21 protein-coding genes are annotated in these 25,577 nt (G+C 64.6%); 11 read left to right on the forward strand and 10 right to left on the reverse strand.

Features of this window, described 5'->3' with window-relative positions:
* Window positions 1–125: 125 nt before the first annotated feature.
* The 4 genes from EAE28_RS03625 to EAE28_RS03640 are packed head-to-tail and all read left to right on the forward strand — an operon-like array spanning window position 126 to window position 3,009.
* Window positions 126–431: a virulence factor gene (locus EAE28_RS03625; protein ID WP_127104662.1), complete on the forward strand. Its 306-nt coding sequence runs from the start codon at window positions 126–128 to the stop codon at window positions 429–431.
* 16 nt (window positions 432–447) lie between these two features.
* A complete protein-coding gene (locus EAE28_RS03630) occupies window positions 448–1,362 on the forward strand; it encodes a methylenetetrahydrofolate reductase (RefSeq protein WP_127104442.1) in 915 nt (304 codons plus the stop codon).
* A gap of 4 nt (window positions 1,363–1,366) precedes the next feature.
* Window positions 1,367–2,032: an HAD family hydrolase gene (locus EAE28_RS03635; RefSeq protein WP_127104443.1), complete on the forward strand. Its 666-nt coding sequence runs from the start codon at window positions 1,367–1,369 to the stop codon at window positions 2,030–2,032.
* Window positions 2,029–3,009 (forward strand): methyltetrahydrofolate cobalamin methyltransferase, encoded by a 981-nt coding sequence (locus EAE28_RS03640; RefSeq protein WP_127104444.1) that lies wholly within the window; start codon window positions 2,029–2,031, stop codon window positions 3,007–3,009. Before EAE28_RS03635 ends, EAE28_RS03640 begins: the two co-directional genes overlap by 4 nt.
* A 46-nt stretch (window positions 3,010–3,055) precedes the next feature.
* Here EAE28_RS03640 and EAE28_RS03645 read toward each other — a convergent pair whose 3' ends face one another.
* On the reverse strand, window positions 3,056–3,670 hold the full coding sequence (locus EAE28_RS03645) for a LysE family translocator (protein ID WP_127104445.1): 615 nt from the start codon (window positions 3,668–3,670) through the stop codon (window positions 3,056–3,058).
* Window positions 3,671–3,782: 112 nt separating this feature from the next.
* On the opposite strand from EAE28_RS03645, the gene EAE28_RS03650 reads away from it, so the two are divergent.
* Window positions 3,783–4,424 carry a Pr6Pr family membrane protein gene (locus EAE28_RS03650; RefSeq protein ID WP_127104446.1) on the forward strand — a complete coding sequence of 214 codons (642 nt, stop codon included), beginning with the start codon at window positions 3,783–3,785 and terminating at the stop codon, window positions 4,422–4,424.
* Window positions 4,425–4,454: 30 nt separating this feature from the next.
* Entirely contained in the window at window positions 4,455–4,865 is a 411-nt protein-coding gene (locus EAE28_RS03655) for a universal stress protein (RefSeq protein WP_127104447.1), read from the forward strand.
* A gap of 6 nt (window positions 4,866–4,871) precedes the next feature.
* On the opposite strand, the gene EAE28_RS03660 is transcribed toward EAE28_RS03655, so the two are convergent.
* From EAE28_RS03660 to EAE28_RS03675, 4 genes are all read right to left on the reverse strand, one after another.
* Entirely contained in the window at window positions 4,872–6,419 is a 1,548-nt protein-coding gene (locus EAE28_RS03660; RefSeq protein ID WP_127104448.1) for a trimethylamine methyltransferase family protein, read from the reverse strand.
* A 137-nt stretch (window positions 6,420–6,556) separates the two neighbouring features.
* Window positions 6,557–8,986 (reverse strand): GcvT family protein, encoded by a 2,430-nt coding sequence (locus EAE28_RS03665; protein ID WP_127104449.1) that lies wholly within the window; start codon window positions 8,984–8,986, stop codon window positions 6,557–6,559.
* Between the two features lie 10 nt (window positions 8,987–8,996).
* Complete coding sequence (locus EAE28_RS03670) at window positions 8,997–9,884, reverse strand: homocysteine S-methyltransferase family protein (protein WP_246022259.1); 888 nt, start codon at window positions 9,882–9,884, stop codon at window positions 8,997–8,999.
* 104 nt (window positions 9,885–9,988) lie between these two features.
* A complete protein-coding gene (locus tag EAE28_RS03675) occupies window positions 9,989–12,406 on the reverse strand; it encodes a GcvT family protein (protein ID WP_127104451.1) in 2,418 nt (805 codons plus the stop codon).
* A gap of 156 nt (window positions 12,407–12,562) precedes the next feature.
* Here EAE28_RS03675 and EAE28_RS03680 point away from each other — a divergent pair, with 156 nt between their 5' ends.
* Entirely contained in the window at window positions 12,563–13,465 is a 903-nt protein-coding gene (locus tag EAE28_RS03680; RefSeq protein WP_127104452.1) for a metal ABC transporter solute-binding protein, Zn/Mn family, read from the forward strand.
* 237 nt (window positions 13,466–13,702) lie between these two features.
* On the opposite strand, the gene ade is transcribed toward EAE28_RS03680, so the two are convergent.
* Both ade and EAE28_RS03690 read right to left on the reverse strand, forming a co-directional pair.
* On the reverse strand, window positions 13,703–15,397 hold the full coding sequence (gene ade, locus EAE28_RS03685) for an adenine deaminase (RefSeq protein WP_127104453.1): 1,695 nt from the start codon (window positions 15,395–15,397) through the stop codon (window positions 13,703–13,705).
* Entirely contained in the window at window positions 15,384–16,265 is an 882-nt protein-coding gene (locus EAE28_RS03690) for an NAD(P)-dependent oxidoreductase (RefSeq protein WP_127104454.1), read from the reverse strand. Before EAE28_RS03690 ends, ade begins: the two co-directional genes overlap by 14 nt.
* 99 nt (window positions 16,266–16,364) lie before the next feature.
* On the opposite strand from EAE28_RS03690, the gene EAE28_RS03695 reads away from it, so the two are divergent.
* From EAE28_RS03695 to metA, 3 genes are read left to right on the forward strand one after another with little or no spacing between them, the layout of a single operon-like run.
* Window positions 16,365–18,854, forward strand: coding sequence for a penicillin acylase family protein (locus EAE28_RS03695; RefSeq protein ID WP_127104455.1), 2,490 nt, complete (start codon window positions 16,365–16,367; stop codon window positions 18,852–18,854).
* Window positions 18,855–18,891: 37 nt separating this feature from the next.
* Complete coding sequence (locus EAE28_RS03700; protein WP_127104456.1) at window positions 18,892–19,764, forward strand: ATPase; 873 nt, start codon at window positions 18,892–18,894, stop codon at window positions 19,762–19,764.
* Window positions 19,765–19,802: 38 nt separating this feature from the next.
* Window positions 19,803–20,732, forward strand: a complete 930-nt coding sequence (gene metA, locus EAE28_RS03705) for a homoserine O-acetyltransferase MetA (RefSeq protein ID WP_127104457.1) — start codon at window positions 19,803–19,805, stop codon at window positions 20,730–20,732.
* 87 nt (window positions 20,733–20,819) lie between these two features.
* Here metA and EAE28_RS03710 read toward each other — a convergent pair whose 3' ends face one another.
* Complete coding sequence (locus tag EAE28_RS03710; protein ID WP_127104458.1) at window positions 20,820–21,215, reverse strand: Hpt domain-containing protein; 396 nt, start codon at window positions 21,213–21,215, stop codon at window positions 20,820–20,822.
* Window positions 21,216–21,219: 4 nt separating this feature from the next.
* On the reverse strand, window positions 21,220–22,221 hold the full coding sequence (locus EAE28_RS03715) for a response regulator transcription factor (RefSeq protein WP_127104459.1): 1,002 nt from the start codon (window positions 22,219–22,221) through the stop codon (window positions 21,220–21,222).
* 473 nt (window positions 22,222–22,694) lie between these two features.
* On the opposite strand from EAE28_RS03715, the gene EAE28_RS03720 reads away from it, so the two are divergent.
* Window positions 22,695–24,566: a PAS domain-containing sensor histidine kinase gene (locus tag EAE28_RS03720; protein WP_164736544.1), complete on the forward strand. Its 1,872-nt coding sequence runs from the start codon at window positions 22,695–22,697 to the stop codon at window positions 24,564–24,566.
* Between the two features lie 24 nt (window positions 24,567–24,590).
* On the opposite strand, the gene EAE28_RS03725 is transcribed toward EAE28_RS03720, so the two are convergent.
* Complete coding sequence (locus tag EAE28_RS03725) at window positions 24,591–25,529, reverse strand: response regulator (protein ID WP_127104461.1); 939 nt, start codon at window positions 25,527–25,529, stop codon at window positions 24,591–24,593.
* Window positions 25,530–25,577 lie beyond the last annotated feature (48 nt).

Here is a 25,577-nt window from a genome sequence, read left to right on the forward strand (position 1 = left end):
CACCTGCTATCACGGGCAGGTCGCTTACTGGTGCGGCAAGGTCGAAAACGGCGCGCCCGCTGCGCACGGTTCCGGCCAGAGTGCGCCGTAACGCCCCTACAGGAGTCCCTATGTCAGACGCCCCGATGCAGCCGGTCACCATCGTCTTCTGGCGCGATATTCCCGCGCAGGTCATCGTCGGCAAAGGCCGCCGCGCCGCCAAGGTGCAACTGCCCGAGCGCTTCGAACAGGCCATCGACCGCTGCGCGATGAAAGTGGGCGCACGCGACGCTGACAGCTACATGGCGGCATGGCGCAAAGCCGACCCCTACGATGTCGCTGGCGAGCAGGAACAGGTCGCCCGCGCCGAGGCTGCCAAGCTGGAACAGGACTACGACGCAGAGGCAATCAAGGCGCTGATCGCCAATGACGGGTGGGCGGCGCGTGGCTAACCTCTGGGAGGCTCTCATGGCTCTGTTCCCCTTTGGCCGCAAGGCCGCTTCTGCCCCGACCGGCTCTGCCGCGCTGACCGCGTTTCTGAACGGCTACTCGATCGAGGTGATGCCGCGCACCGCCGAAAAGATCCCCGATTTCCGCACGCTGTTGCCCGCTGGCACCCGCGTCTACATCGCCCATATCGAGGGCACGCCGATCGAGGAAATGGTCGCGACCGCCGCCCGCCTGCGCGCTGAGGGCTACGAGCCGATGCCGCATTTCCCCGCGCGCATCATCGCCGACAAGGCGATGCTGGCCGACTGGGTGGCGCGCTATCAGGGTGAGGCAGGCGTCAAGCAGGGCCTGATCCTGGCGGGCAACCCGCAAAAGCAGCTGGGCGAGTATGACTCGTCCATGCAGCTGCTGGAATCGGGCTGCTTTGACGGGTTCGAGCGGCTGCACGTCGCCGGTCACCCCGAGGGCAACAAGGACATCGACCCCGACGGTTCGGACCGCATGGTGATGGAAGCCGCGCGTTGGAAGACCGCCTTTGCGCAGCGCACCGATGCGAAAATGGCCATGGCGACGCAATTCTGCTTTGACGCCGGCCCGGTGATCGACTGGGTCAACAGCCTGCAGAAGGCGGGCGTGGATCTGCCGGTACATATCGGCATCGCGGGCCCGGCCAAGCTGCAGACGCTGATCAAGTTCGCCATTGCCTGCGGTGTCGGCCCGTCGCTGAAGGTCTTGCAGAAACGCGCGATGGACGTGTCCAAGCTGCTCCTGCCCTATGAGCCGGACGAGCTGCTGATCCAGCTGGCCGAGCACAAGGCCGCAAACCCCGGCTTTGGCATTGAATCGGTGCATTTCTTCCCGCTGGGCGGGATCAAGACCAACGCCGAATGGACCCACCGTCACGGCCAGACCCCCGTCAGCGCGGCGGCCTGACCGGATGCGGCGCGCGGCTTTGCTCTTCGATCTGGACGGCACGATGCTGCACACCGATCCGATCCATATCGCGGTCTTTGCCGATCTGATGGCGCAGCGCGGGCTGGCGGTGGACGAGGCGTTTTATATGGCCCATGTCCACGGTCGCCTGAACGTCGACATCTTCGCCGAATTTCTGCCCAGTGAAGCCGACCCCCAGGCGCTGTCCGACGCCAAGGAAGCCGAGTTCCGCCGCCGCCTGCCCCGCCCCTTCCCCGCCATGCCGGGACTGGGCGCGGTGCTGGATCACGCCGAGCGCGCCGGTCACGGGCTGGCCGTTGTCACCAACGCCAACCGGCTCAACGCCGAGGCGATGCTGGCCGCGATTGGCCAGCGGGCGCGCTTCGAGGTGCTGGTCATCGGCGAGGAATGCGCACGCGGCAAGCCGCATCCTGACCCTTACGCGCAGGCGATGACCCTTTTGGGCGTCGCCCCCGCCGATTGCCTTGCGTTCGAGGACAGCCCCTCGGGCATCCGCGCCGCCCGTGCCGCCGGCGCGCAGGTGATTGGCCTGCGCTCGACCCTTTCCGACGCCGCATTGCGGGCGGCCGGTGCTCACCACACGATTTCCGATTTCACCGATCCCACGCTGGCCCCGCTGCTGGCGAGCCTTGAAGGAGTTACCCCTTGACCCGCACCGTCCTCGAATCCGCGACCAAGACCGTCATCATCGGCTTTGACGAGCCCTTCTGCGTGATCGGCGAGCGCATCAACCCCACGGGCCGCAAAAAGCTGGCCGCCGAGCTGGAGCTGGACGATTTCTCGACCGTCGAGCGTGACGCGATCGAGCAGGTGATCTGCGGCGCGACGGTGCTCGACATCAACTCGGGTGCCGTGTTCACCAACAAGATGGCCAGCGACCCGCGCTATGCCGACAACAATTTTGTCGAGCCGCCGCTGATGAAACTGCTGATCGAGCGCGTGCAGGCGATCACCGACGTGCCGCTGTGCATCGACAGCTCGGTCCCCGGCGCGCTGGAAGCCGGTCTGAAAGCCTGCAACGGTCGCCCGCTCTTGAACTCGGTCACGGGCGAGGAAGACCGGCTTGAGATGGTGCTCCCGCTGGTCAAGAAATACAACGTGCCGGTTGTGGCGATCTCGAACGACGACACGGGGATTTCCACCGACCCCGACGTGCGCTTTGCCGTCGCCAAGAAGATCGTCGAGCGCGCCGCCGATTTCGGCATCCCCGCGCATGACATCGTCGTCGACCCGCTGGTCATGCCGATCGGCGCTATGGCGACCGCCGGGCATCAGGTGTTCTCGCTGGTGCGCCGTCTGCGCGATGAGCTGGGCGTGAACACCACCTGCGGTGCGTCGAACATCTCGTTCGGCCTGCCCAACCGCCACGGGATCAACGCGGCCTTCCTGCCGATGGCGATGGGCGCGGGCATGACCTCGGCCATCATGAACCCGATCCGCAGTCAGGAAATGGAGGCGATCCGCGCCGCCAACCTGCTGATGAACCACGATTCCAACGGGGGTGAATGGATCCGTCTGGCCAAGGTGCTGGAAGCGATGAAAGAGGGCGCGAGTTTCGCCGAAGCCTCGGCTGCCGCCTCTGCCGCCGCCTCGGGCCGTCGCGGCGGGCGTCGCGGTCGCGGCTGACAGGTCTCAGGGGCAGCCCGCCGGGGCTGCCCTTTTTCCTCTGCGCTCAGGCCTTGGCCGCAATCGCCGCCGCCGCGCCACCCATCACCAGCGCGCTGGCCCGGTTCGTCAACCTGACCGCCCGCGCGGTGCGCAGCAATGCCCGCGCCCGCTGTGCCAGCGCGATCCACGCCAGATCCACCACGGCCAGCGTGACCAGCGTCACCCCGGCCAGCACCGCCGCCTCACCCCAGCCGGTCTGGTGCACATCCACCAGTGTCGGCAACAGCGCCAGATAGAAGACCATGATCTTGGGGTTGCCCAGCGTCACCGCCAGCCCCGCCCCGAACATCGACCACGCCGACCCTCGACGCGGCAGCGCGCCCTCACCCGTCTGCCCCGGCGCGCGCCACATCTGCACCGCCATCCAGACCAGATAAGCGACACCGGCCCATTTGAGCACCACAAAGGCCAGATGAAAGCTCTGCGCCAGTGTGCTCAGCCCGGCCAATGCGGCGAGCAGCCACGCCACCTCGCCCAGCCACATCGCGGCCACGAAGGGCAGCACATCGCGCCAGCCACGCGCCAGTACCCGCGACACCAGCGCGCCAATGCTGGGACCGGGTGTGCCCGCCGCCACCATCAAGGCCAGCGCAAACACTGAAATCGACACCATATCCATGCAAACCCTCCCTGCGCTGCCCGCAGTCTGTCGCGATCTTTGGAGCCGTGCAATCCTGACGTGATTTCCTCCGAAAAGGCGCTATTCTTTTAGCGCCATACCGGAGGCCCCCATGACACCGCCCATCGCCCGTGCTGCCGCCGCGTTGATTGCGCTGATCGCTTTCGCTTCGATCTACGGGCAGCTTCTGATCATGGGCGCGCAGCCCGAACTGGGCGGCGTGCTGGCCCGCCTGTGGGTGCTGGTGCGGTTCTTTACCATTCTGACCAATGGGTTGACCGGCATCGCCTTCGCGCTGATCGCGCTGGGGTGGCGTCCCGGTGACGGCTGGCTGGCGGGGATCGTGCTGTCCATCGCCATGGTCGGCGGCGTCTATCACACGCTGCTGGTCCCCGACGCCCCCCTGACCGGACCCGACTTCTGGACCGATCTGGGCTATCACACACTGGTGCCCTTGGGTGCCGTGCTATGGTGGCTGATCTGGGGCGGCAAGGCGCTGAGCTTGCGGATGCTGCCTTTCTGGCTGATCTGGCCGCTGGCCTATTGCCTTTACGCGCTGGCGCGTGGGCAAAGCGACGGGATCTATCCCTATTTCTTCCTCGACCTTGGCCAGTATGCCGCTGCGCAGGTCGCGCTGAACATCGTCGGGCTCTGCATGGCCTTTGCGCTTGGCGGGCTGGCCCTGCTGGGCATCGCCCGTCTCATGCGCGGCCTTGACCCAGATCAACGCAGCCCGTCACCGCCCGCGCTATAATCCCCTCACACGCGAACACGGAGCACCACCATGTACACCAACATCATCGTCGCCGTCGATCTGAGCCATGGCGAGGCAGGCAAGGCCCTGATCGCAAAGGCCGAACAGCTGCTGGACGACGGCGGCGTGATCCGCCTTCTGCACGTTCTTGAGGATGTGCCGACCTATATCGCCGCCGAACTGCCGCGAGATCTGAACGACCGCCGTCAGGCCGAGGCCAAGGTCGAACTGGCGCTGCTCTCTGACGGCAAATCGGCCTCGATCCAGACCGAGATCCGCACTGGGGCGGCTGCCAGCCAGATCCTGCAATGCGCCGATGACACCGGTGCCGACCTGATCATGATCGCCTCGCACCGTCCGGGCTTGAGCGACTATTTCATCGGCTCGACCGCCGCCCGCGTCGTGCGGCATGCGCAATGCTCGGTGCTGATCTCGCGCTGAGCGGCATCAGGTGAAGTGAATGTTGAACCGGCTGCGCACCGCTCGGTCCGTGGCCGGGTCAATCTGGCTGGGTGCCATCGCCAGAATATCCGCCGTGCGCTTCTTGGCGGCGTCCAGCAGCATCGGCCGCCCCGCCTCGCCCCATTCCTTGGGGCTCATTCGGTTGGCGACCGCCGGATAGATGTATTCGGTCTGCATCAGTTTCAGCGTCTGATCGGTGCCCAGATAATGCCCCGGCCCGCCCAGACAGACCTCTTTCATCACCTCCAGCGATACCGAGTCCTCGGTAACGTCGATGCCCCGCACGCATCTGAGCGCCTGTCCCAGCAGATCATCCCCCAGCGTGATCGATTCAAAGCTGAACCCCAGCAATGAGGCATGCATGCCTACCGCCTCGTAGCACAGGTTCAGCCCGGCCAGCCCGGCCAGCGTGTTGGTGATGCCCTGCTCCCAACCCGCCTGCATATCGGGCAGTTTGCTGTCGGAAATGCCGCTCGCCGCCCCGCCGGGCAGCCCGTAGAACCGGTGCATCTGCGCGCAGCCCGCTGTCAGCAGCGCCTGCTCGGCACTGCCGCCCGACATCGCCCCGGTGCGCAGATCGCTGACGAAGGGCCATGTGCCGAACACCGCCGGATGGCCGGGCGACATGGCGTTGACATAGACCACGCCCGCCAGACATTCCGCCACCGCCTGCACGATGGTGGCGGCGATCGGCGCGGGGCTAGTCGCCCCCGCCTGCCCGGCTGACAGCAGCAGCACCGGCATGCCCGCGCGGATGCAGGCCTCCATGGTGACGCAGCTTTCCTCGGCAAATTTCATCGGCGGGACGACGAAGCAGTTGGAGTTGCTCACGAAAGGCCGCGCGCGCCACGCCTCTTCGCCGCCCGCCACCATATGCAACAGCTCAAAGCTCCCCGCCACATGCGCAGGGTCGCTGAACGAGGTGCCGACATGCTTGGTCGTCCCTGCCAGCGCGCCGTAAAGCGTGTTGATATCCATGTCGAAATTGTCGACCACATCGCGGCAGACACAGATCCGCTGGAAGAAATGCACATTGTCCAGATGGTGCACCAGCCGCGCCGCGTCGTGCAGATCCTGCGCGGTCGACTCGCGGTAGCTGTTGGTCTCCAGATCGACCACATGCACCGCCGCGCCCGCCGTGCCGTAATGCACCCGCGTGCCCTCAAGATGCAGATCGTAGCGCGGATCCCGACCATGCAGGGTGATGCCGCGCGCCGCCTTGGCCAGCATGTCCTCGACCAGCGCGCGCGGATAGCGCAGCCGCCCGTCACCGCCCAGAATGGCCCCGGCCCGCGTCATGATCTCGATGCCCGATTGCGGCGCATTGGCCAGCCCGATGACCTCCAGCGCCTCCAGCGCCGCCGCATGGAGGCGCTGTACCGAGGCCGCGCTCAGCGGGTTGTATTGCCCGCCTGACATCCCCGCCCGTACCGGGCGCAGCGTCTCTTCCAAAGGTGCCGCGCGCAGCGCAACCCGCGCCCCGCGCCCCCCATTCCGCCGCGCCTTTGCAGGCGCACAGTGATCGTTTGCCAACTTTATGCTCCAAATATCCACGGGGGGTTTCCAAAGGGGGGTGCGTGCGCCCCCCTTGGGCGAGGGGGGCCCGGGGGGGCGAGCAGCCCCCCCGGATCTTGCTTTGTGGCGGGGGGCCGAATAGCCCCCCGGTTTCGTCACATGCGAACGCGCAAGGCCTTCGGGTCATAGAGCGGCGCCAGCGACGGCCGCGCCGCCACCCGCCGCCCGGCAATGTCGATCTCATACGCCCCGGCCAGCAGATCCTCGCCCGGCGCGCAGGGCACGTAGCCCATGGCGACCGAAGCCCCCAGCGCATGCCCGTAATTGCCCGAGCTGACCGTGCCCACGATCCGCCCGTCGCGCCAGATCGGCTCGTTGTGATAGGCCATCGCGGCGGGGTCCGAGAGCAGAAATTGCACCATCCGGCGGGTCTGCCCGGCCTCGCGCTTGCGCAGCACCGCGTCGCGGCCGATGAAATCGCCCTTGCCCGTCCTGACCGCGAAACCAAGCCCGGCCTCAAGCACGTGATCCTCATCGGTGATGTCGTGGCCCCAGTGCCGAAAGCCCTTCTCGATGCGGCAGCTGTCGAGCGCGTGCAGACCGCAGAGCGCCATCTCGGGCGCAGCCTCGACCAGCGTCTCGAACACATGCGCGGCCTGATCGGTGCTGACATAGAGCTCCCAGCCCAGCTCGCCCACGTAAGACACCCGGTGCGCGCGGGCCAGACCAAGGCCAAGTTCGATTGTTTGCGCGGTGGCATAGGGGAAAGTGTCATTGTCCAGCGCCGCCGGGCTGACCCGCGCCAGCACATCGCGCGCCTGCGGGCCCATCAGGCAGAGCACGGCCTCGCCCGCCGTCACATCGGTGATCACCGCAAAGGCATCGCCGACATGCCGCCGCAGCCAGGCCAGATCGCGCTGCAGCGTCGCGCCGGGGACAACCAGCAGGAAGGCGCTCTCGGACAGGCGCGTCACGGTCAGGTCGCTCTCGATCCCGCCGCGGTCGTTGAGCATCTGCGTATAGACGATGCGCCCCGCCGCCAAATCGACATCATTGGCGCAGACCCGTTGCAGGAACGCGCACGCATCGCGCCCCTCGACCCGGATCTTGCCGAACGAGGTCATATCGAACAGCCCGACGCCGGTGCGCACCGCCAGATGTTCGGCCTTCTGGTTGCCAAACCAGTTCTGCGGCCCCCAGGCATAGCGGTATTCGCGTTCCTGCCCCGGGTTGGCGAACCAGTTCGCACGCTCCCATCCCGCCACTTCGCCAAACACCGCGCCGCGCGCCTCCAGATGCGTGTGCAGGGGCGAGCGACGGACGCCGCGCGCGGTTTCGACCTGCCGATACGGGAAGTGATCGGCATAGAGCAGGCCCAGCGTCTCGGTCACCCTTTCCTTCAGATAGCGGCGATTGCGCTGGAACGGCTGCGCGCGGCGGATGTCGACGTCCCACAGATCAAACGGCGCCTCGCCTTGCGTCATCCAATGCGCCAGCGCCATCCCCGCCCCGCCGGACGACACGATCCCCACCGAATTATACCCCGCCGCGACCCAGTAATTGCCCAATTCCGGCGCGGGGCCGAGGTAGTAGCGATCATCCGGCGTAAAGCTTTCGGGACCGTTAAAGAACGTGTGGATGCCGGCGGTTTCAAACAGCGGCATACGGTTCATCGCCATGCCGAGGATCGGCTCGAAATGCTCGAAATCCTCGGGCAGGCTGTCGAAGCAGAAATCCTCAGGAATGCCCGCCATGCCCCAGGGTTTTGCCTTGGGCTCAAACGCGCCCAGCATCATTTTCCCGGCGTCTTCCTTGTAATAGGCGCATTCATCGGGCACGCGCAGCACCGGCAGGCGGCCCAAGCCCTCGATCGGTTCGGTCACCAGATAGAAGTGCTCAGCGGCATGCAGCGGCAGCGTGACGCCTGAAGCCGCCGCCAGATCGCGGCCCCACATGCCGCCGCAATTCACCACATGCTCGCAGGCGATCACCCCGGCCTCGCCCGCCGCCTCGTAGGCGACGCCGGTGACCCGCGCGCCATCATCCAACACCTTCGTGACCTTGACGCCCTCATGCACCTGCGCGCCGCGCATCCGCGCGCCCTTGGCCAGCGCCAGCGCGATGTTGCCGGGATCACATTGGCCATCGAGCGGCAGATGCACGGCCCCCACCACATCGCCGACGTTGAGATGCGGGTACATCGCCTTGACCTGCGCCGGGCTGATCTCATCGACGGCGACGTCAAAGGCGCGGGCCAGCGCGGCCGAGCGATAGAGTTCCTCTCGCCGCGCCTCGGTCAGCGCGACGCTGATCGAGCCGGTCTGGCGCATGCCGGTGGCGATGCCGGTCTCCTCCTCGAGCCGGACGTAGAGATCGGCGGAATATTTGGCGAGGCGGGTCATGTTCAGCGAGCCGCGCAGCTGGCCGATCAGCCCCGCCGCGTGCCAGGTGGTGCCGCAGGTCAGTTGCTTGCGTTCCAGCAGGACGATGTCGGTCCAGCCAGCCTTGGCCAGATGATAGGCAACCGAGCAGCCCGATATGCCCCCGCCAATAATCACCACACGGGCATGAGTTGGCAGGGGCATGGGCGTTACCTCAGGCGATGGGATAACCCGCCGCGCGCAGGCGGTGGGCGATGGCGGCGATGTGGTCGGGCACGGTTTCGCAGCAGCCCCCGATCAGGGTGGCCCCCTGCGCGACCCAGCCCATGGCGAAGTCGGCGTAGCGTTCCGGCGTCATCTCGGGCCGGTTGGTCAGCGCGTCGACGGTCGGATTGGCTTTCAGGAAATCCGAGGTGATCTGCTGGAAGCCGTTGCCCTGCCCGCCGAAGGGTTTGCCGAAAGTGGCAAGGATCGGCATGGCCTGATCAATCGCCTCGGGCGATGAGCAGTTGACCAGCACGGCATCTGCCTGCTGTGCAAAGTCGGCCAGATCGGTGAGCGGCTCGCCCGAGCGCAGGAGGGTGCCGTCACGATCCTCGACCGTGACGGAAATCCAGCGCGGCGTGTGCGGCGCGGCCTGTGCGGTGCCGTCGAGGAAGGCGCGGACGTTGGAAAGCGTGGCCAGCGTCTCGCCGATGATCACGTCCACGCGGGGAGCGAGGATCGCGGCGATCTCGGCATAGAGGGCCGCGGCTTTTTGCGGCGGTGGCATCAGGTCGCTGCGGTACGAAGCCCCCAGCGGGCCGGTGGAGCCAGCGATCAGTCCCACGCCATGCGCTTTGCACGCGGCGGCGGCCTCATCAAGTGCGGCCTCATGCAGCTGGGCAAAGCGATGATCCATCGCGTTATTGACCAGCCGGTCGTGGTGGATCGCGTAGGTGTTGGTGGTGGCAAGGCTGGCCCCGGCGGAGAAGTAATCGGCGTGGATCGCCTGCACCAGACCGGGGTGGTCGATCATCACCCGCGTCGCCCAGAGCGGCGAGGGATTATCGCCGCCACGGCGGATGAGTTCCTGCCCCATGCCGCCGTCGAGCAGCGTCACGGTGGGAAGCGGGGGGGCTGCTCGCCCCCCCGAGCCCCCCTCGCCAAAGGGGGAGTACACTCCCCCTTTGGAAACCCCCGTGGATATTTCAGGACAGAAAATGCTCATGCGCGCAGTCTTTCGTTCGATGGATCCCAGAGCGGGCCGGGGCCTTGGATGGTGGCCGGGCGGCGCTCGCCATAGATCTCGATCTGCACGTCTGTTCCGGGGGTTGCAAGGTCAGCGCGGATCATGCCAAGCGCGACGCAGGCGTTGACGCGGTGCCCCCAGGCGGCCGAGGTCACTTCGCCGACGATCTGATCGCCGAGCCAGATATTGGCCATATAGGGCGGGTCGAAATCGGGGGCGTCGACGGTGAGGGTGGTGAAGCGTTTCGCCGGGCCTTGCTGGCGCTCGGCCTCGAGCGGGGCTTTGCCGGGGAAGTCGTGGCTCCAGTCGATGAAACGCTCAAGCCCGCCTTGTAGAAGGGAGTAGTCGGTGGAGAGGTCGCCTTTCCATGCGCGGTAGGCTTTCTCGATGCGCAGAGCGTTCAGGGCTTTCATGCCGAAGGGCGTGGCCCCGGCGGTGAGGAGGGCGTCGTAGAGCGCGGGGGCGTCGGTGAGGCTGGCGTGCAACTCCCAGCCGAGTTCCCCCGCGAAGGAGACACGGACCAGCGCGCAGGGCTGTCCTGCCACGGTGGCGTGCTGGACCGAGAGCCAGGGCAGCGTCAGGTCGGCATCCGTGAGCGGGGTCAGCAGGCTGCGGGCCAGTGGGCCGGTGACGATGAAGCATGTGGCGGCGTCGGTGTGGTCTTCGATCTGGCAGCCCGCGGGCAGGCCGCGTTCGAGCACCGAGCGGTCATGCAGTTGCGCCACGGCGGCAGTGATCAGGCCGACCGCGTCGGGGCCCTCGTTCATCACCGTCATCTCGGTCAGGATGCGGCCGCGATGGTCGGGGAAATAGGCCAGCCCGATGCGGCCCGGCGCGGGCATCTTGCCGCTGATCAGCGCCGCGACATGATCGCGCGCGCCCGGCCCGGTGACGCGCAGGCGGGTGAAGCCCGGCAGGTCCAGCACACCGCAGCCATCGCGCACGGCCTCGCATTCCGCCTTGATCCGCTCGGTCCACGGACCGTCACGGCGGAAGGTCTGCGTGGCCTCCCATGACGTGTCGTCGCCGGGCTGCGCGAACCACTCGGCGCGCTCCCAGCCATTGTAGGGCGCCATCTGGCCGCCCAGCGCGACCACGCGCTCGTGCACGGGCGAGCGCTTCTGGTCCGCCCCGGCGGGCCAGCGCGCCATCGGGAAATGGATGCCGTATTCGTGGCCATAGACCTCCATCCCCTTGGCAACGCAGTAATCATGCCCCTCGAACCCGGTAAAGCGGCGCGGATCGCAGGACCACATGTCCCATTCCGTACCGCCTTGGGTCACCCATTCCGCCAGCACCTTGCCTGCGCCCCCGGCCTGACAGATGCCGAAGGTGAAGACGCAGGCCTCGAACGCATTGGGCACGCCGGGCATCGGGCCGATCAGCGGGTTGCCGTCGGGGGTATAGGGGATCGGACCGTTGATCACCTTCTGCAGCTTGGCCTTTTCCAAGAGCGGCACGCGGGCCATGGCGTCGGCCATGTGCCATTCCAGCCGGTCCAGATCATCGGGGTACAGCTGAAAGCTGAAATCCTCGGGCATCGGGTCATCGGGCGTGGCCCAATGCGCGCGGCAGGGGTTTTCATAGGGGCCAAGGTTGAAGCCCATTTTCTCTTGCCGCAGGTAATACGAGCTGTCCACGTCGCGCAGCAGCGGCAGCTTGCCGCCGGTTTCCTTGGACCACGCTTCCAGTTCAGGGATGGTGTCGAAGAGCAGATACTGGTGGCTCATCACCATCATCGGCACCCGGCGCCCGAACAGCGCGCCCACGCGCGCGGCGTAATAGCCCGCTGCGTTCACGACATATTCGCAGCGCACCTCACCCTTGGGCGTGTCGAGCACCCATTCGCCCTTCTCCCAACGCGCGGCGGTCACCGGGCGGAACCGCTCGATCCGCCCACCCAGCTGGCGCGCACCGGCGGCCATCGCCTGTGTCAGCTGGGCGGGGTCGATGTCGCCGTCATAAGGGTCATAGAGCGCTCCAGTCAGGTCGTGGGTTTCGAGGAACGGATAGCGGCTGCGGATTTCGCCGGGGCTGAGGATCGACAGATCCATACCCTGCGTGCGGCCCATGCCGACAACCTTGTGGAACTCGCGCAGCCGCTCTTGGCTGTGGCCCAGCCGTACAGAGCCGGTGACGTGATAGTTCATCGGATAGCCGACAGCATCGCCCAAACCGCGGTAAAGACCGGCCGAATAGCGCTGCATGTTCATGATTGACCATGAGGACGAGAAGGTCGGCACATTGCCCGCCGCGTGCCAGGTCGAGCCTGCGGTCAGCTCGTTGCGCTCCAGCAGCAGGCAATCGGTCCAGCCCGCCAGCGCCAGATGATAGAGCGCCGAGGCGCCGACGGCCCCTCCCCCGATGATCACGACGCGCGCTGTCTCGACCATGCCGACCTCCGATCTTCGCCTTCATATGAGCGCAGCCCGCGCGCGCTGGCAATTCGCATTTTCGCGGCCAATTGATCGGAAATTCCGATCAGCAGGCGTTGCCTTGTCGCGCTGCTCCGAACCCCCTACCTGTTGCACGACAACCCTGGAGCCTTCATGCGCAAGACCCTCACCGCCCTCGCCTTGTTAATCGCCTCGCCCGTCGCTGCCCAACCCGTCCTGCTGGCCACGATCGGCATGATCGGCGACCCGGCCCAGCGCATGGCGGGTGACTGCGTGCAGGTCGAAGTGCTGATCGGGCCGGGTCTGGACCCACACCTCTATCAGGCACGCCCTTCGGATGTGGCCCTGCTGCGCAGCGCCGATGGCATCGTCGCGCTGGGGCTGGGTCTGGAGGGACGGCTGGGGGCGATTCTGGAGCGCGTCGGGGCGGCGGTGCTGGGACCCTCGGTTGAGCCCGAACGGTTGCTGCTGCACGGCGACGCACCTGACCCGCATATCTGGATGGACCCGGGGCTATGGGCGACGACCTTCCCGGCGCTGGCCGAGGTGCTCACCAACCTCGCACCCGATTGTGCCGGGCAAATCGCCTCAGGGCGCGACAGCGAAATCGCCCGGGCCGAGGCGCTGGACATCTGGGCGCGCGAAACGCTGGCCACCATTCCCGAAGCGCAGCGCGTGCTGCTGACCGCGCATGACGCGTTCCATTATTTCTCGCGCGCCTATGGGCTTGAGAACGCAGCGATTCAGGGGATTTCCACGGAATCCGAAGCCTCGATCGCCGACATCGATGCCACCGCGCAGCTGGCCGCCGACCGGCAAGTGCCCGCAGCCTTTATCGAAACCACCCTCAACCCCCGCGCCATCCGCGCGCTGGTCGAGGCGGCGGCGTCAAAGGGCCATACACTCAGCATCGGCGGCTCGCTCTATTCCGACGCGCTGGGCGAAACGGGATCGGGGGCCGACACATGGCCGGGCATGATCGTCGCCAATGTCACCACGATAACCGAAGCGCTCGGCGGCACGGTTCTGCCGCTTCCCGCCGCTGTCTTGCCTTGACCCGCAGGTGCCGGAGGGCTGCCGCCCCCCGGACCCCCTGCTTCAAGGGGAGCACGCTCCCCTTGAAAATCCCCGTGGATATTTAAAAGAGCAAAGAAACCGCGCCTCTTTGCTCTTGAAATATCCTGGGGGGTGAAGGGCCGGAACGGCCCGAGGGGGGCTAGCCCCCCTCTCTGTTGCGCGCGGAACGCGCGGGCGGCGGGCGGGGGCTCGATGCCCCTGACCGCCGCCACCCGCTCACCCGATCACTTCGAATTTATCGACGTCGACCATGCCAAAATCGGTGATCTTGAGATGGGGAATGACCGGCAGCGCGACGAAGGCGAGTTGCAGGAAAGGCTCCTCCAGCTCGACACCCAGCGACCGGGCGGCTTCGCGCAGAGCCACCAGCCGGTCACGCACAAACTCGAAGGGTTCCAACGACATCAGCCCGGCCACCGGCAGCGCGAGTTCGGCCAGCACGCGCCCGCCCTCGACCACAACAAACCCGCCCTCGATCTCGCCCAGCCGCTGCGCGGCCAGCGCCATATCGGCGTAATCGCAGCCGACCACCGCTATATTGTGGTGATCGTGGCAGACCGTCGAGGCAATCGCCCCGCGTTTCAGCGCAAAGCCGCGCACGAAGCCATTGGCGATGTTGCCGTTCTTGCCGTGCCGCTCGATCACCGTGATCCGCGCCAGATCCTGCGACGGATCAGGGCGTTTGTCCCCATCCGTCGCCGGGATCTGCAGGCGCAGGTGTTCGGTCAGGATCTTGCCGGGCCAGATGCCGATGACCGGGGTTTCGGGGTTGTTGCCAGCGTAGCGGAAGCTCTCGGGCGTCAGCGGCGGTACATGGACCGAGGCGCGTGCCACAGGCTCGATCACCTCACGCGCCGCGAAGGCTGCATCGTCGGCCAGCACGCCGCCGCAGAACACCATCGTCGCGCGGCATTGCGCGGCATCGTCCAGCACCACGATATCGGCGCGCTTGCCCGGGGCGATCTGACCGCGATCCTTCAGACCGAACGCCTCGGCTGCGCTCAGCGACGCCGCGCGGTAGACCGACAGCGAGTCGCGGCCCTTTTCGATCAGGCGGCGGATCATGTAGTCCAGATGCCCGTGTTCGGCGATGTCCAGCGGGTTCCGGTCATCGGTACACAGGCACATATAGGCCGAGGTCACGGGTGTCAGCACCTCGGCCAGCGCCTCAAGATCCTTGGAAACCGAGCCTTCGCGGATCAGCACCCGCAGCCCCTTTTGCAGCTTCTCGGTCGCCTCGGCAGCCGAGGTCGCCTCATGTTCCGTGCGGATCCCCGCCGTGACATAGGCGTTCAAATCGCGCCCTGACAACAGCGGCGCGTGGCCGTCGATATGACGCCCCTCGAACCCCTTGAGCTTTTCCATGCAGCCCGGATCGCGGAAGATCACGCCGGGATAGTTCATGAATTCGGCCAGCCCGATGACGCGCGGATGATCGGCCAGCGGCAACAGATCCGCCGCCGTCAGCACCGCGCCCGAGGTCTCCATGTGCGTGGACGGCACACACGAGGACAGGTTAACCCGAATGTCCATCACCGTGCGGGTGCTGGCGTTCAGGAAATACTCAATGCCGGTCAGCCCGGCGACATTGGCGATCTCGTGCGGGTCGCAGATCGCCGTGGTCACGCCGCGCGGCAGCACGCAGCGGTCAAACTCATAGGGCGTGATGCAGGACGATTCGATATGCAGATGCGTGTCGATGAACCCCGGCACCAGCAGCTTGCCCGAGACGTCAATCTCGCGCTTGCCGCTGTAGTCGGCCCCGATCCCCACGATCCGGTCACCGCAGATCGCGACATCGCCCGCGATCTTCGCGCCGGTGACCATATCCCAGACCACGCCGCCCTTGAGCACCAGATCGGCAGGCTCGTCGCCCCTGCCCTGCGCGATGCGGGTCTCAAGCATCGCCATCAACCCGACGCAGGCGCGCGATCAGCGACGAGGTATCCCAGCGCCCGCCGCCCATGTTTTGTACGTCCTTGTAGAACTGATCGACCATGGCCGTCATCGGCAGCGGCGCGCCGATTTCGTCGCCGGTTTGCAGGCAGATGCCCAGATCCTTGCGCATCCAGTCAACGGCGAAGCCATAGTCGAACTTGCCGTCCAGCATGGTGGCGTGGCGGTTGACCATCTGCCAGCTGCCCGCCGCGCCGCCCTGAATGACCTCGACCACTGCCTTGCCATCCATCCCGGCCTTTTCGCCAAAGCGCAGCGCCTCGGCCAGACCCTGCACCAGACCCGCGATGCAAATCTGGTTCATCATCTTGGCGATCTGCCCCGAGCCCGACTCGCCCAGCCGCTTCACCGTGCGCCCGTAGGCCTGCATCACCGGCTCGGCGGCGGCATAGTCGCCCTCGGCCCCGCCGCACATCACCGACAGCACGCCATTCTCGGCCCCCGCTTGCCCGCCCGACACCGGCGCGTCGACAAAGCCCAGACCGGCCTCACGTGCCTCGGCGTTCAGCTCGCGGGTGATCTTGGCTGACACGGTTGTGTGATCGACAAAGATCGCGCCCGCCTGCATCCCTGCGAACGCCCCGTCCTCGCCCCGGCAGACCGAGGCCAGATCGGCGTCATTGCCCACGCAGCACAGCACGAATTCAGCGCCTTGCGCGGCCTCGCGCGGAGTCGGCGCAGCCTTGCCGCCCTGCTCGGCGGCCCATTTCTCTGCCTTGGCGGCGGTGCGGTTATACACCGTTACCTCATGCCCGGCCTTTGCCAGATGCCCCGCCATGGGATAGCCCATGACCCCCAAGCCCAGAAATGCCACCTTGGCCATGTCCGTCCCCTTACTGCCGCTGGTTTGAATTGCGCTCGCGCGCCCAAGATCATAGGAAACGAACCTGGTTCCGAGGTCAACACAACGAGGCCGCCCCCCATGATCACCCTGTTCCGCTGGCTGCTGCGCATCGCGACCGCACTCGTCGTGCTGTCCGTCGTGGTGGTGGTCGGGGTGTATTATTTCCTGTCGCGCTCACTGCCCGATTATGACGCCGACTGGCGCGTGCGGGGCGTCTCAGGCACCGTCGAGATTGCCCGTAACACCTGGGCCGTGCCGCATATTTTCGCTGATAACGACGCGGATGTGTTCTTTGGGCTGGGCTTTGCACATGCGCAGGACCGCCTGTGGCAGATGACGCTGATGCGCCGCACGGTGCAGGGCCGGTTGAGCGAGATTTTCGGCGAGCGCACGATCCGCACGGACGAGCTGATGCGTCGGCTGGATCTGTACGGGCTGGCGCAGGAATCGGTCAGCGCACAGGACGACGACACGCTGGCGGCGCTCGATGCCTATGCGCGCGGTGTGAACGCGTGGATCAATCTGGTCAATGACCGGGCTTTGGGCCGGGGTGCGCCGGAATATTTCTTGTTCCCCGGTGAGATCGGGTTGTGGCAACCCGCTGATTCCATTGCGATGATCAAGCTGATGGCGGTGCAACTGTCGGGTCATCTGGAAAATGAGGTGCAACACGCGCGCCTCTCCGCCCTGATCGGCGAGGAACGCACCAATGATCTGATGCCGATCGACGACGGTTCGGGCCTTGCCGCCCTGCCCGATTTCGCCAGCCTGTTCCCGACGCTGACCGATACGCAACTGGCCATGGCCCCGTCGGTCCCCGGACAGGCACCGGGGGAGGATTTTTCGCCTTTCACGTCGTCTGCCATGGCGGGGGCCTCGAACGTCTGGGCAGCGGGACCGCAGCGCGCGGCGAATGGCGGCACGCTGCTGGCCAATGACCCGCATCTGGGCTTCACCGCACCGACAATCTGGTATCTGGCGCGGCTTGAGCTGAGCACGGGCGCGGTCACCGGCGGCACCATCCCCGGCATCCCGGCAGTGCTGGTCGGCCGGTCCGAGGCTTTGGGCTGGGCGTTGACCTCGAGCTACATGGACGATCAGGATCTTTTCCTTGAGGAACTGGACCCCGACACCACCCAGCGCTATCGCACGCCGACCGGCTGGGCCGAATTCGAAACCCGTCGCTCAATCATTCAGGTCGCCGACAGCGACCCGGTGACGATCACCCTGCGCTGGTCCGAGAATGGCCCGATCCTGCCCGGTTCGCATTACTCACTGGCCGCGATCACCCCGCCCGGTCAGGTCGCCGCGCTGAGCTGGACGGCGCTGACCGGCGATGACACCTCGATGAGCGCGGCGATCGGCATCATGCGCTCGCAGTCGGTGGATGAAGCGCTGGACGCAGGCGAGATGTATGTCGCGCCGTCGCAGAACCTGACGCTGATCGACCACGACCATATCGCCATGCAGATGATCGGCCGCATGCCCCGCCGCAATGCGCTGCATCCGACGCAAGGGCGCATGCCCGCCCCCGGTGCCGACCCTAACGCGCGCTGGGAGGGGACGTTCCCCTATGCCTCGAACCCGCGGTTTGTCGATCCGCTGACCGGCCTGCTGGGCAATACCAACAACAAGCCGCTCGACCGCCCCTTCCCGCTGCATGTCAGCTTTGACTGGGGCGATACCACGCGCATTCAGCGCTGGGTGCGGCTGATGCGCCAACGCTCGGTCCACACGCGCGAAAGCTTCATCGAGGCGCAGCTCGATACCGTCAGTCAGGCCGCGCGCACACTGCTGCCGCTGGTCGGGGCGGAACTGTGGTTCCAGGACACGCCCGCCAACCCCGGCACGCCCGAGGCGCAGCGCCAGCTGGCGCTGCAACTGCTGGCCGACTGGAACGGCGAGATGTCCGAGCATCTGCCCGAGCCGCTGATCTACGCCGCCTGGATGCGCGAGTTGCAGTTCCGCCTGATCCGCGACGAGCTTGGCCCCTCGACCGACATGTTCACCCATATGGAGCCCGAGTTCATCGAGCGCGTGTTCCGCAACACCGACGGCGCAGGCGTCTGGTGCGACGTGGTGCAGTCGGCGGTGGTGGAAAGCTGCGTCGACATCGCGCGCACGGCGCTGGATGCGGCACTGTTGGAGCTGGAACAGGCCTATGGCCCGGCGATTGAAAGCTGGCGCTGGGGCGATGCGCATCAGGCGACGCATGACCATCCGGTGCTGGGCGACGTGCCGATCCTGCGCCATTTCGTCAACATCCGCCAATCGACCAGCGGGGGCGACAACACGCTGATGCGCGGACTGACGCGCGGCGGCCCTCCGGGCGCACGCGAGCCGTATCTGAACGTGCATGGCGCAGGCTATCGCGGGGTCTATGACATGGGCGACCCTGAGGCGAGCGTGTTCATCATCTCGACCGGCGAGTCGGGCCACCCGCTGAGCCGGCATTACGATGACCTTGGCGTGCTCTGGCGGCGTGGCGAGTATATCCCGATGACCCTGGACCCCGATCTGGCCCGCGCCGGGGGTGTCGGGGTGACCCGCCTTGAACCCCGGCCCTGAGCGCGCCATATTGACCGCCAAGGCAGAAAGAACCGCAATGATCTATGAGACGCCCACCGAATGGTCCGACGCCGCGCATAAACGTGTGGTGCTGTTCGGCATGTCCGGTCTGGGCAAGACGCGGATCTCGGCTATTCTGCGCGATGGCGGGTGGTTCCACTACTCGGTCGATTACCGCATCGGCACGCGCTACATGGGCGAGGCGATCACCGACAATTTCAAGCGCGAGGCGATGAAGGTTCCGCTGCTGCGTGAGCTGCTGTTGTCGGATTCCGTCTATATCGGCTCGAACATCACCTTTGATAACCTGTCGCCGCTGAGCACCTATCTGGGCAAGCCCGGCGACCCGGCCAAGGGTGGGTTGCCCTTCGACGAATACCGCCGCCGTCAGGGCGAGCACCGCGAGGCCGAGATAGCGGCGCTGATGGACACGCCCAAGTTCGTGACGCGGGCGCAAGAGCTGTATGGCTACGACAATTTCGTCTGCGACTCGGGCGGTTCCATCTGCGAGGTGGTGAACCCTGACAGCCGCGTGGACCCGGTGCTAAGCGTGCTCTCGCGCCACCTGCTGCTGGTCTGGATCGAAGGCTCGGACGAGCACATGCAGGCGCTGATCGAGCGTTTCGACCGCGCGCCCAAGCCGATGTATTATCGGCCAGAATTCCTGCTCGAATGCTGGAACGCCTATCTGGCGGAAACCGGGCGAATGCCCGGGGCGGTGGACCCTGACGCCTTTGTGCGCTGGACCTACGCCCGTGCGCTGGCACATCGCCAGCCCCGCTACGAGGCGATGGCACGCAACTGGGGTCTGACGGTCGCCGCCGACGATATCGCCCGCGTTCAGACCCCCGATGACTTCAGGGAGCTGATCGTCGAGGCCCTAGCCAAGCGCGCCTCACGGGCGGCCTGACGGCCCCCGATCCCGCACCCAATCGACGGATTTATCCGATGCCTATCACCCTGCCCGAAAACCTGCCCGCCTATTCCGTCCTCTCGCGTGAGGGCGTCATGGTCATGGACGACAGCCGCGCCGCCATTCAGGACATCCGCCCGCTGACCATCGGGTTGCTCAACCTGATGCCGAAAAAGATCCAGACCGAGAACCAGTTCGCCCGGCTGATCGGCGCGACACCGTTGCAGATCAATCTCAAACTGATCCGCATGACCGAGCATCTGACCAAGAACACCGCCGCAGAGCATATGGAAGAGTTCTACCGTCCCTTTCAGGACGTGAAGGACGAAAAGCTGGACGGGCTGATCATCACCGGCGCGCCCATCGAACACCTGCCGTTCGAGGAGGTGACCTACTGGGATGAGCTGCGCGAGGTCTTTGAGTGGACGCAGACCAACGTGCATTCCACCTTCGGCGTGTGCTGGGGTGGCATGGCGATGATCAACTACTTCCACGGCGTGCCCAAGCATATCCTGAGCGACAAGGCCTTCGGCTGCTTCCGCCACCGTAACCTCGCGCCTGCCTCGCCCTATCTGCGCGGCTTCTCGGATGATGTGCTGATCCCGGTCAGCCGCTGGACCGAGATGCGCGCGCCCGAGGTCGACGCGGTGCCCGGCCTGACCACGCTCTTGGGCTCGAACGAGGTTGGCCCCTGTCTGGTCGAAGACCCGGCGCATCGCGCGCTCTATATCTTCAACCATTTCGAGTATGACTCGGGCACGCTCAAGGAAGAATACGACCGTGACGCGCAGTCGGGCAAACCGATCACGGTGCCGGTCAACTACTATCCCGGCGACGATCCGACCCAGCAGCCGATGAACCGCTGGCGCAGCCATGCGCATCTGCTCTACGGCAACTGGATCAACGAAATCTACCAGACCACGCCTTACGACACCGCCAAGATCGGCGCGTCATCGGCGAGTTAACCGCCGCCCATGCAACGAAAAAGCCCCGGTCAGCCGACAGGCCGTCCGGGGTTTTTTATTGGTTTTCGATCACATCCGGCGCCCGGCTCAGGACGCCTTCTTGTTCACCGTCGATGACAGCGCCGCAATCAGCCGGGCAACCAGACCCAGATGGCGCAGCGCCTGTTTCGGGGCGTCGGCAATCGGCCCCAGCGCTTCGTCGACTTCACGGGCACGCTGGCCCAGGTCATCAAGGCCAAAGTTCCCCGCAGTACCCGCGATCCGGTGCGCGATATAGACAACGTCGCGCAGATCCTCGGCAGAACCGGCACCGCGAAGCAAGGCGTAGAACGCGCCCTCAAGCCGCTTGTGATACTCGCCCAAAGCAATCTGATAGCGCGGGCGCAGTTCTTCGATCGCTGCCTCAACAGCGTCTTGCGGGCTGACGAGAGGGATGTCGCGGGGCGACTCCCAGGTTGTTTGGGTGGAGTTTGAGTTGTGCATTTTTTTATTTCACAAAGAGACTCGCCAAGCCAAGGCCCGGCGTGCGTGCAGAGACATAAGCGCCTTCATTGCGCGCCAACAGGGTGCGCTCCAGCTTTTCCAAAGCCATATCCAGAGCCTTCTCGACCGAGCCGCCCGAAAAGAGCACCCCGATACGCACCGGCTCGCCACAACGGTATTGCAACAAGGCGCGGCCATCGAACCCCTGGGTTGCGCCCATCTTGTTGAGCGCCTCCGAAGCCTGACGTTCCACCATGGACGGCGTGATCGCATTTGCGTGCTGCACGGTGATCAGGAACGATCCGCTCCCCGCATAGGAAACGAAATACTCACGGTCACCCAGAGCGGCACACAGGCTCTCGGCCACATCGACGAGCAGGAAGTAGTAATCCGACGCCGAGAGCGTGCGGTAGTACCCTTCCAGACCGGTGACATGCACCGCAAAAACCGAGGTCGAGAACAGACCCGAGCGCGACAGCTGCCGCAGGTAGTTCTCCATGTTCAGCCGCCCGATGACACTGGGAACGCCAAAAATCGTCACGGGATCGGTGAAGGGGACGCGAAAGTCATTCTCCATCTTGTCGCGCAGATCCTGGATCTCGAACGCGGCGCTTTTCGCACGGGCGCTGTCACGCACCAGACGATCAGCCATCTTGATCCGCGTGCTCAGTTCCAGCGGGTCAAACGGCTTGGTGACGTAATCCGTCGCCCCGGCGTTGAACGCGCGCTGGATATAGCTGCGCTCGGTCATGGCGGTCACCATGAGGATGGGCGCGCTTTCATACTCACGGCGCTTGCGCACCCACGAACACAGGTCGATGCCATCCATCTCTGGCATCTGAATATCAAACATGAAACAATCGTAGGGCGTTGTCGCCTCTTCGATCTTCTTCATCGCGGCCTTGGCGGAAGGTGCAAGATCAACGTCCGTATACCCAGACGCCCGCAAGCCGGAGAACAAAATCTCCAGAACCATTTCGTCGTCATCGACGGCAAGAATCTTCATGTCACTGCCTACCTTCGTTTGGATCTCACACAGCGACACCGACAGATGGTTGGCACCGCATCGGGCATGAGCCCCTGTTCATCGTTAACAATTTGTCCAAGGAACGCGGCAGGAATGTGACCATACAGCGGTCTTTCCATGCTCGAATTAGCGGTAACAAATCGCCCTGATCAGCGGCTGCAAGCATCGTGCACGAAGGGTCGGCAAGGGCGCAGAATCTTGCGCCCAATCGGAAGTCGGCCCTAAATCTGCCTACTTGCTGTGACATGCTCCTTGCGCAACCCGTTGCGCTGGCGACCCTTTCGCGCCAAGCTTGCGGCGAGAATGCACATGCAAGGGAAACGCGATCACACGCCGTGAACCCGCGCAGACACAACGGCACTGCGACAAGATGGCGAAAATAAGCCCGTTGCAAAATGCCAAGATACACTGGTGGGCTCGGCCAAGCTGGCGCTCAAGACGTAGGAGAGTTCATGGACGCCCAATATGCCGACGACGCCTTTCAGACCCTCGGCATTTGCCTGCTGACCATTGATGCCGGCGGAACGATCGACAAATGCACCCCTGAAGCGGCGCAGTTGTTCGGCTATACGCGTGACGAAATGCGTGGTCTGCCTTTGGCCAGACTTCTCCCCGATATAGCCCTCGAACGCGCGCGCAGCGTGATAAGCCGGGTGATTGACGACGCGTCGGCCAGCGGGGTTTTAGGCCGGCGCAAGGACGGAATCGAACTCAACCTGCAATACTTCATCAAACGGGTGAAAAATCCGGTCGGACCCTCGCATTTCACGCTGGTTGTGCATGATATTGGCGATGCAGCCGAGCCGTTGAAAAAGCTGCATCATGACCTGATGCTGTCCGACCTTGCAATCCGGGGGGCGGGCATTGGGGTTGTCGAATTCTTCCCCGACTCGATGGTTGTTTCGACGTCTTCGATTGCGCAGGATATTCTTGAACTCAAGGCGACCGATCCGGCCGAGATGCGTCAGGAATGGCGGTCGCGGGTGCATCCCGACGATCTGGAAATTGCCCTGTCGCCCACCAAGATCCTGATGACCTCGAATCTGGATCAGGCGTCGTGCGAGTATCGCTTTCTCACCCCCGACGGTCGATCATGGCGCTGGATCCGCGCCGGGTTGTTCGTGACGGAACGCAAACCGGGCGGAACGCCGCGCATCGTGGCCAGCACGCTGATCGACGTAACCGAACGAAAACGCCACGAACTTGCACTCGTGCGCAGCAACGAGCAATTCCGTCTTGCCTTTGATAACGCCCCCATCGGCAAGGCCATCGTTAATCTGGATGGAACGATTCATTCTGTTAATACAGCGTTCTGTTCGCTTTACGGTTACAGCGAAACCATGTTGGTGGACAAGGAATTCAACTCGTTCCTGCTTCATGAAGATGTCGATAGCGACGTGGACCAATTGGTGCTGCTCAAGGCCGGTGAAATTCCCTCCTACCGGATCGAAAAGCGATTGATCCGCGGCGATGGCGCCATTGTCTGGGGATTGATGAGCGTCGCTCTGATCAAGGCAATGAATGGCGACCCTGAGGCTTTTATCGTTCAGATCGTCGACGTAACAGAGCACCGCCGCCTGATCGAATTGAAGAACGAATTTGTCGCGACTGTAAGTCACGAGCTTCGCACGCCTCTTACCTCCATCGTCGGGGCTCTTTCGCTTTTAACATCGTTCACCGACGAGAATTACTCGGACCAGACACAGCGCCTTCTGTATATTGCCCAACAGAATGGAAACCGTCTGCGCGCCCTGATCGATGATATTCTGGATTTCGAAAAGTATTCTTCGGGACAAGTGACCTTTACCCTGACCGAAACCCCGATCCTGCCTTTGATCGAGGATGCAGTCATGGCGAATACGCCTATTGCCGAGAAGTACGATGTCACCTGCAATGTCATTAGCCTGAGCCGCCGTCTGAACGGCTATACCGATCAGAAGCGCTTTCATCAGATCATGGCGAACCTGCTGTCCAACGCGACGAAATTCGCCAACAAGGGCAGCGTCGTGGATATCATGGTGGAACGAACCGGCGATTTTGTCCGCGTCGCGGTGAAGAATCAGGGCGTCGGCATCTCGGATGCCTTCCGCAAGCGTATCTTCAAACCCTTCTCGCAGGCCGAGCAGTCGGCCACCCGCAGCCGCGGCGGGACAGGGCTGGGGTTGAGCATCGTCAAACAGATCGTCGAGCAGTCGGGCGGCGAGGTTGGCTATGACAGCGTGCCCAACGGTTTCACGACCTTTTGGTTCACCATTCCGACAAAGCGCCCGGCCCCTCGGACCAGCACTGTGCGCGATGAAACGATTTACGAAAGCGGTAGCTGATCAGAAGGCCAAGGGCAGCGCGGGTTAGTCCGACGCTGCCCGCTTGCTCATGCGGCTCTCGGCACGCGCTACGGCGCGATCAAAGGTCTTGCTGATTCGACGCGCCTTGCCCGGATTGGGACGGATCGGGTTGCCAATGGTGACGATGGCATCAAGCTGCGTGCCATCGACATACTTGAGACCTTTCTTGTCGATCAACAGCTGCAAGGTCCGTTCAAGGCCCGCCGAAGGCTCCATCGACTCTTTGTAGAACATCACCAGGAAAACGCCGTTACCAGAGTAGGCCAGTGCGCCCTCAAACTCGCGAAACACGGCGCTGAGGGCGGCGGCGATGGTGGCAATCAGTTGCTGGAACTCGGCCGGCGACGCCTTTTCATAGATCTCTTCGATGTCGTTGATCTTGGCCGCAACAACCTGCGCCGTGCCCAGACCAGAGTCCGACAGCTGCAGGATATAGTTGCCCAAGGCCGTGTATTCGATCAGCCCCGGCACGCCTTCGATCGGAATTTCGCGCTCGAGCGGGATCGCAGGGGTGTTGCTGGCCAGCGTCACCGTATCGTGGGTCAAAGCCTGAACGCTGCGGCGGGCCGCGACCAGTTCAGCGATCACACGCAGCCGCGCGCCCAGTTCGGTCACGTCGAGCGGCTTGGTCAGATAGTCCGTCGCCCCAGCCTTAAACGCCCCGTCCACATAGCTTTTTTCGCGCATCGCGGTCAGCATGATGATCGGCGTCTTGCTATAGGCCGGCATCGCCCGGATGCGGCCACACAGCTCGATACCGTCCATCTCGGGCATGCTGATGTCCAACAGTATGCAGTCATAACCGTTTGAGGATTCGTTCAACAGCGCAAGCGCTTCGGGGCCGGATGCGGCCTTGGTCACATTGGGAAAGCCCACCTTCGCGGTGAACAAGCCCAAAAGCTCAAGAATAAATGCGTCATCATCGACGGCCAGAATCTTCATAGAACGCTCCGTGACGCCGGACTTGTCACCTCTGAGTTGCAAACAATA

Origin of the sequence: Pararhodobacter zhoushanensis, from assembly GCF_003990445.1 — a bacterium.
GTDB lineage: Bacteria > Pseudomonadota > Alphaproteobacteria > Rhodobacterales > Rhodobacteraceae > Pararhodobacter > Pararhodobacter zhoushanensis.

Bases quoted from the DNA above. Each gene is read 5' to 3' on its own strand.
- EAE28_RS03655 (WP_127104447.1), top strand. From the start codon at position 4,455: ATGTACACCAACATCATCGTCGCCGTCGATCTGAGCCATGGCGAGGCA.
- EAE28_RS03665 (WP_127104449.1), bottom strand. From the start codon at position 8,986: ATGCCCCTGCCAACTCATGCCCGTGTGGTGATTATTGGCGGGGGCATA.
- EAE28_RS03635 (WP_127104443.1), top strand. From the start codon at position 1,367: ATGCGGCGCGCGGCTTTGCTCTTCGATCTGGACGGCACGATGCTGCAC.
- EAE28_RS03690 (WP_127104454.1), bottom strand. From the start codon at position 16,265: ATGGCCAAGGTGGCATTTCTGGGCTTGGGGGTCATGGGCTATCCCATG.
- EAE28_RS03700 (WP_127104456.1), top strand. From the start codon at position 18,892: ATGATCTATGAGACGCCCACCGAATGGTCCGACGCCGCGCATAAACGT.
- metA (WP_127104457.1), top strand. From the start codon at position 19,803: ATGCCTATCACCCTGCCCGAAAACCTGCCCGCCTATTCCGTCCTCTCG.
- EAE28_RS03725 (WP_127104461.1), bottom strand. From the start codon at position 25,529: ATGAAGATTCTGGCCGTCGATGATGACGCATTTATTCTTGAGCTTTTG.
- EAE28_RS03715 (WP_127104459.1), bottom strand. From the start codon at position 22,221: ATGAAGATTCTTGCCGTCGATGACGACGAAATGGTTCTGGAGATTTTG.
- EAE28_RS03680 (WP_127104452.1), top strand. From the start codon at position 12,563: ATGCGCAAGACCCTCACCGCCCTCGCCTTGTTAATCGCCTCGCCCGTC.
- EAE28_RS03720 (WP_164736544.1), top strand. From the start codon at position 22,695: ATGGACGCCCAATATGCCGACGACGCCTTTCAGACCCTCGGCATTTGC.
- EAE28_RS03650 (WP_127104446.1), top strand. From the start codon at position 3,783: ATGACACCGCCCATCGCCCGTGCTGCCGCCGCGTTGATTGCGCTGATC.
- EAE28_RS03695 (WP_127104455.1), top strand. From the start codon at position 16,365: ATGATCACCCTGTTCCGCTGGCTGCTGCGCATCGCGACCGCACTCGTC.
- EAE28_RS03710 (WP_127104458.1), bottom strand. From the start codon at position 21,215: ATGCACAACTCAAACTCCACCCAAACAACCTGGGAGTCGCCCCGCGAC.
- ade (WP_127104453.1), bottom strand. From the start codon at position 15,397: ATGGCGATGCTTGAGACCCGCATCGCGCAGGGCAGGGGCGACGAGCCT.
- EAE28_RS03675 (WP_127104451.1), bottom strand. From the start codon at position 12,406: ATGGTCGAGACAGCGCGCGTCGTGATCATCGGGGGAGGGGCCGTCGGC.
- EAE28_RS03625 (WP_127104662.1), top strand. From the start codon at position 126: ATGCAGCCGGTCACCATCGTCTTCTGGCGCGATATTCCCGCGCAGGTC.
- EAE28_RS03630 (WP_127104442.1), top strand. From the start codon at position 448: ATGGCTCTGTTCCCCTTTGGCCGCAAGGCCGCTTCTGCCCCGACCGGC.
- EAE28_RS03645 (WP_127104445.1), bottom strand. From the start codon at position 3,670: ATGGATATGGTGTCGATTTCAGTGTTTGCGCTGGCCTTGATGGTGGCG.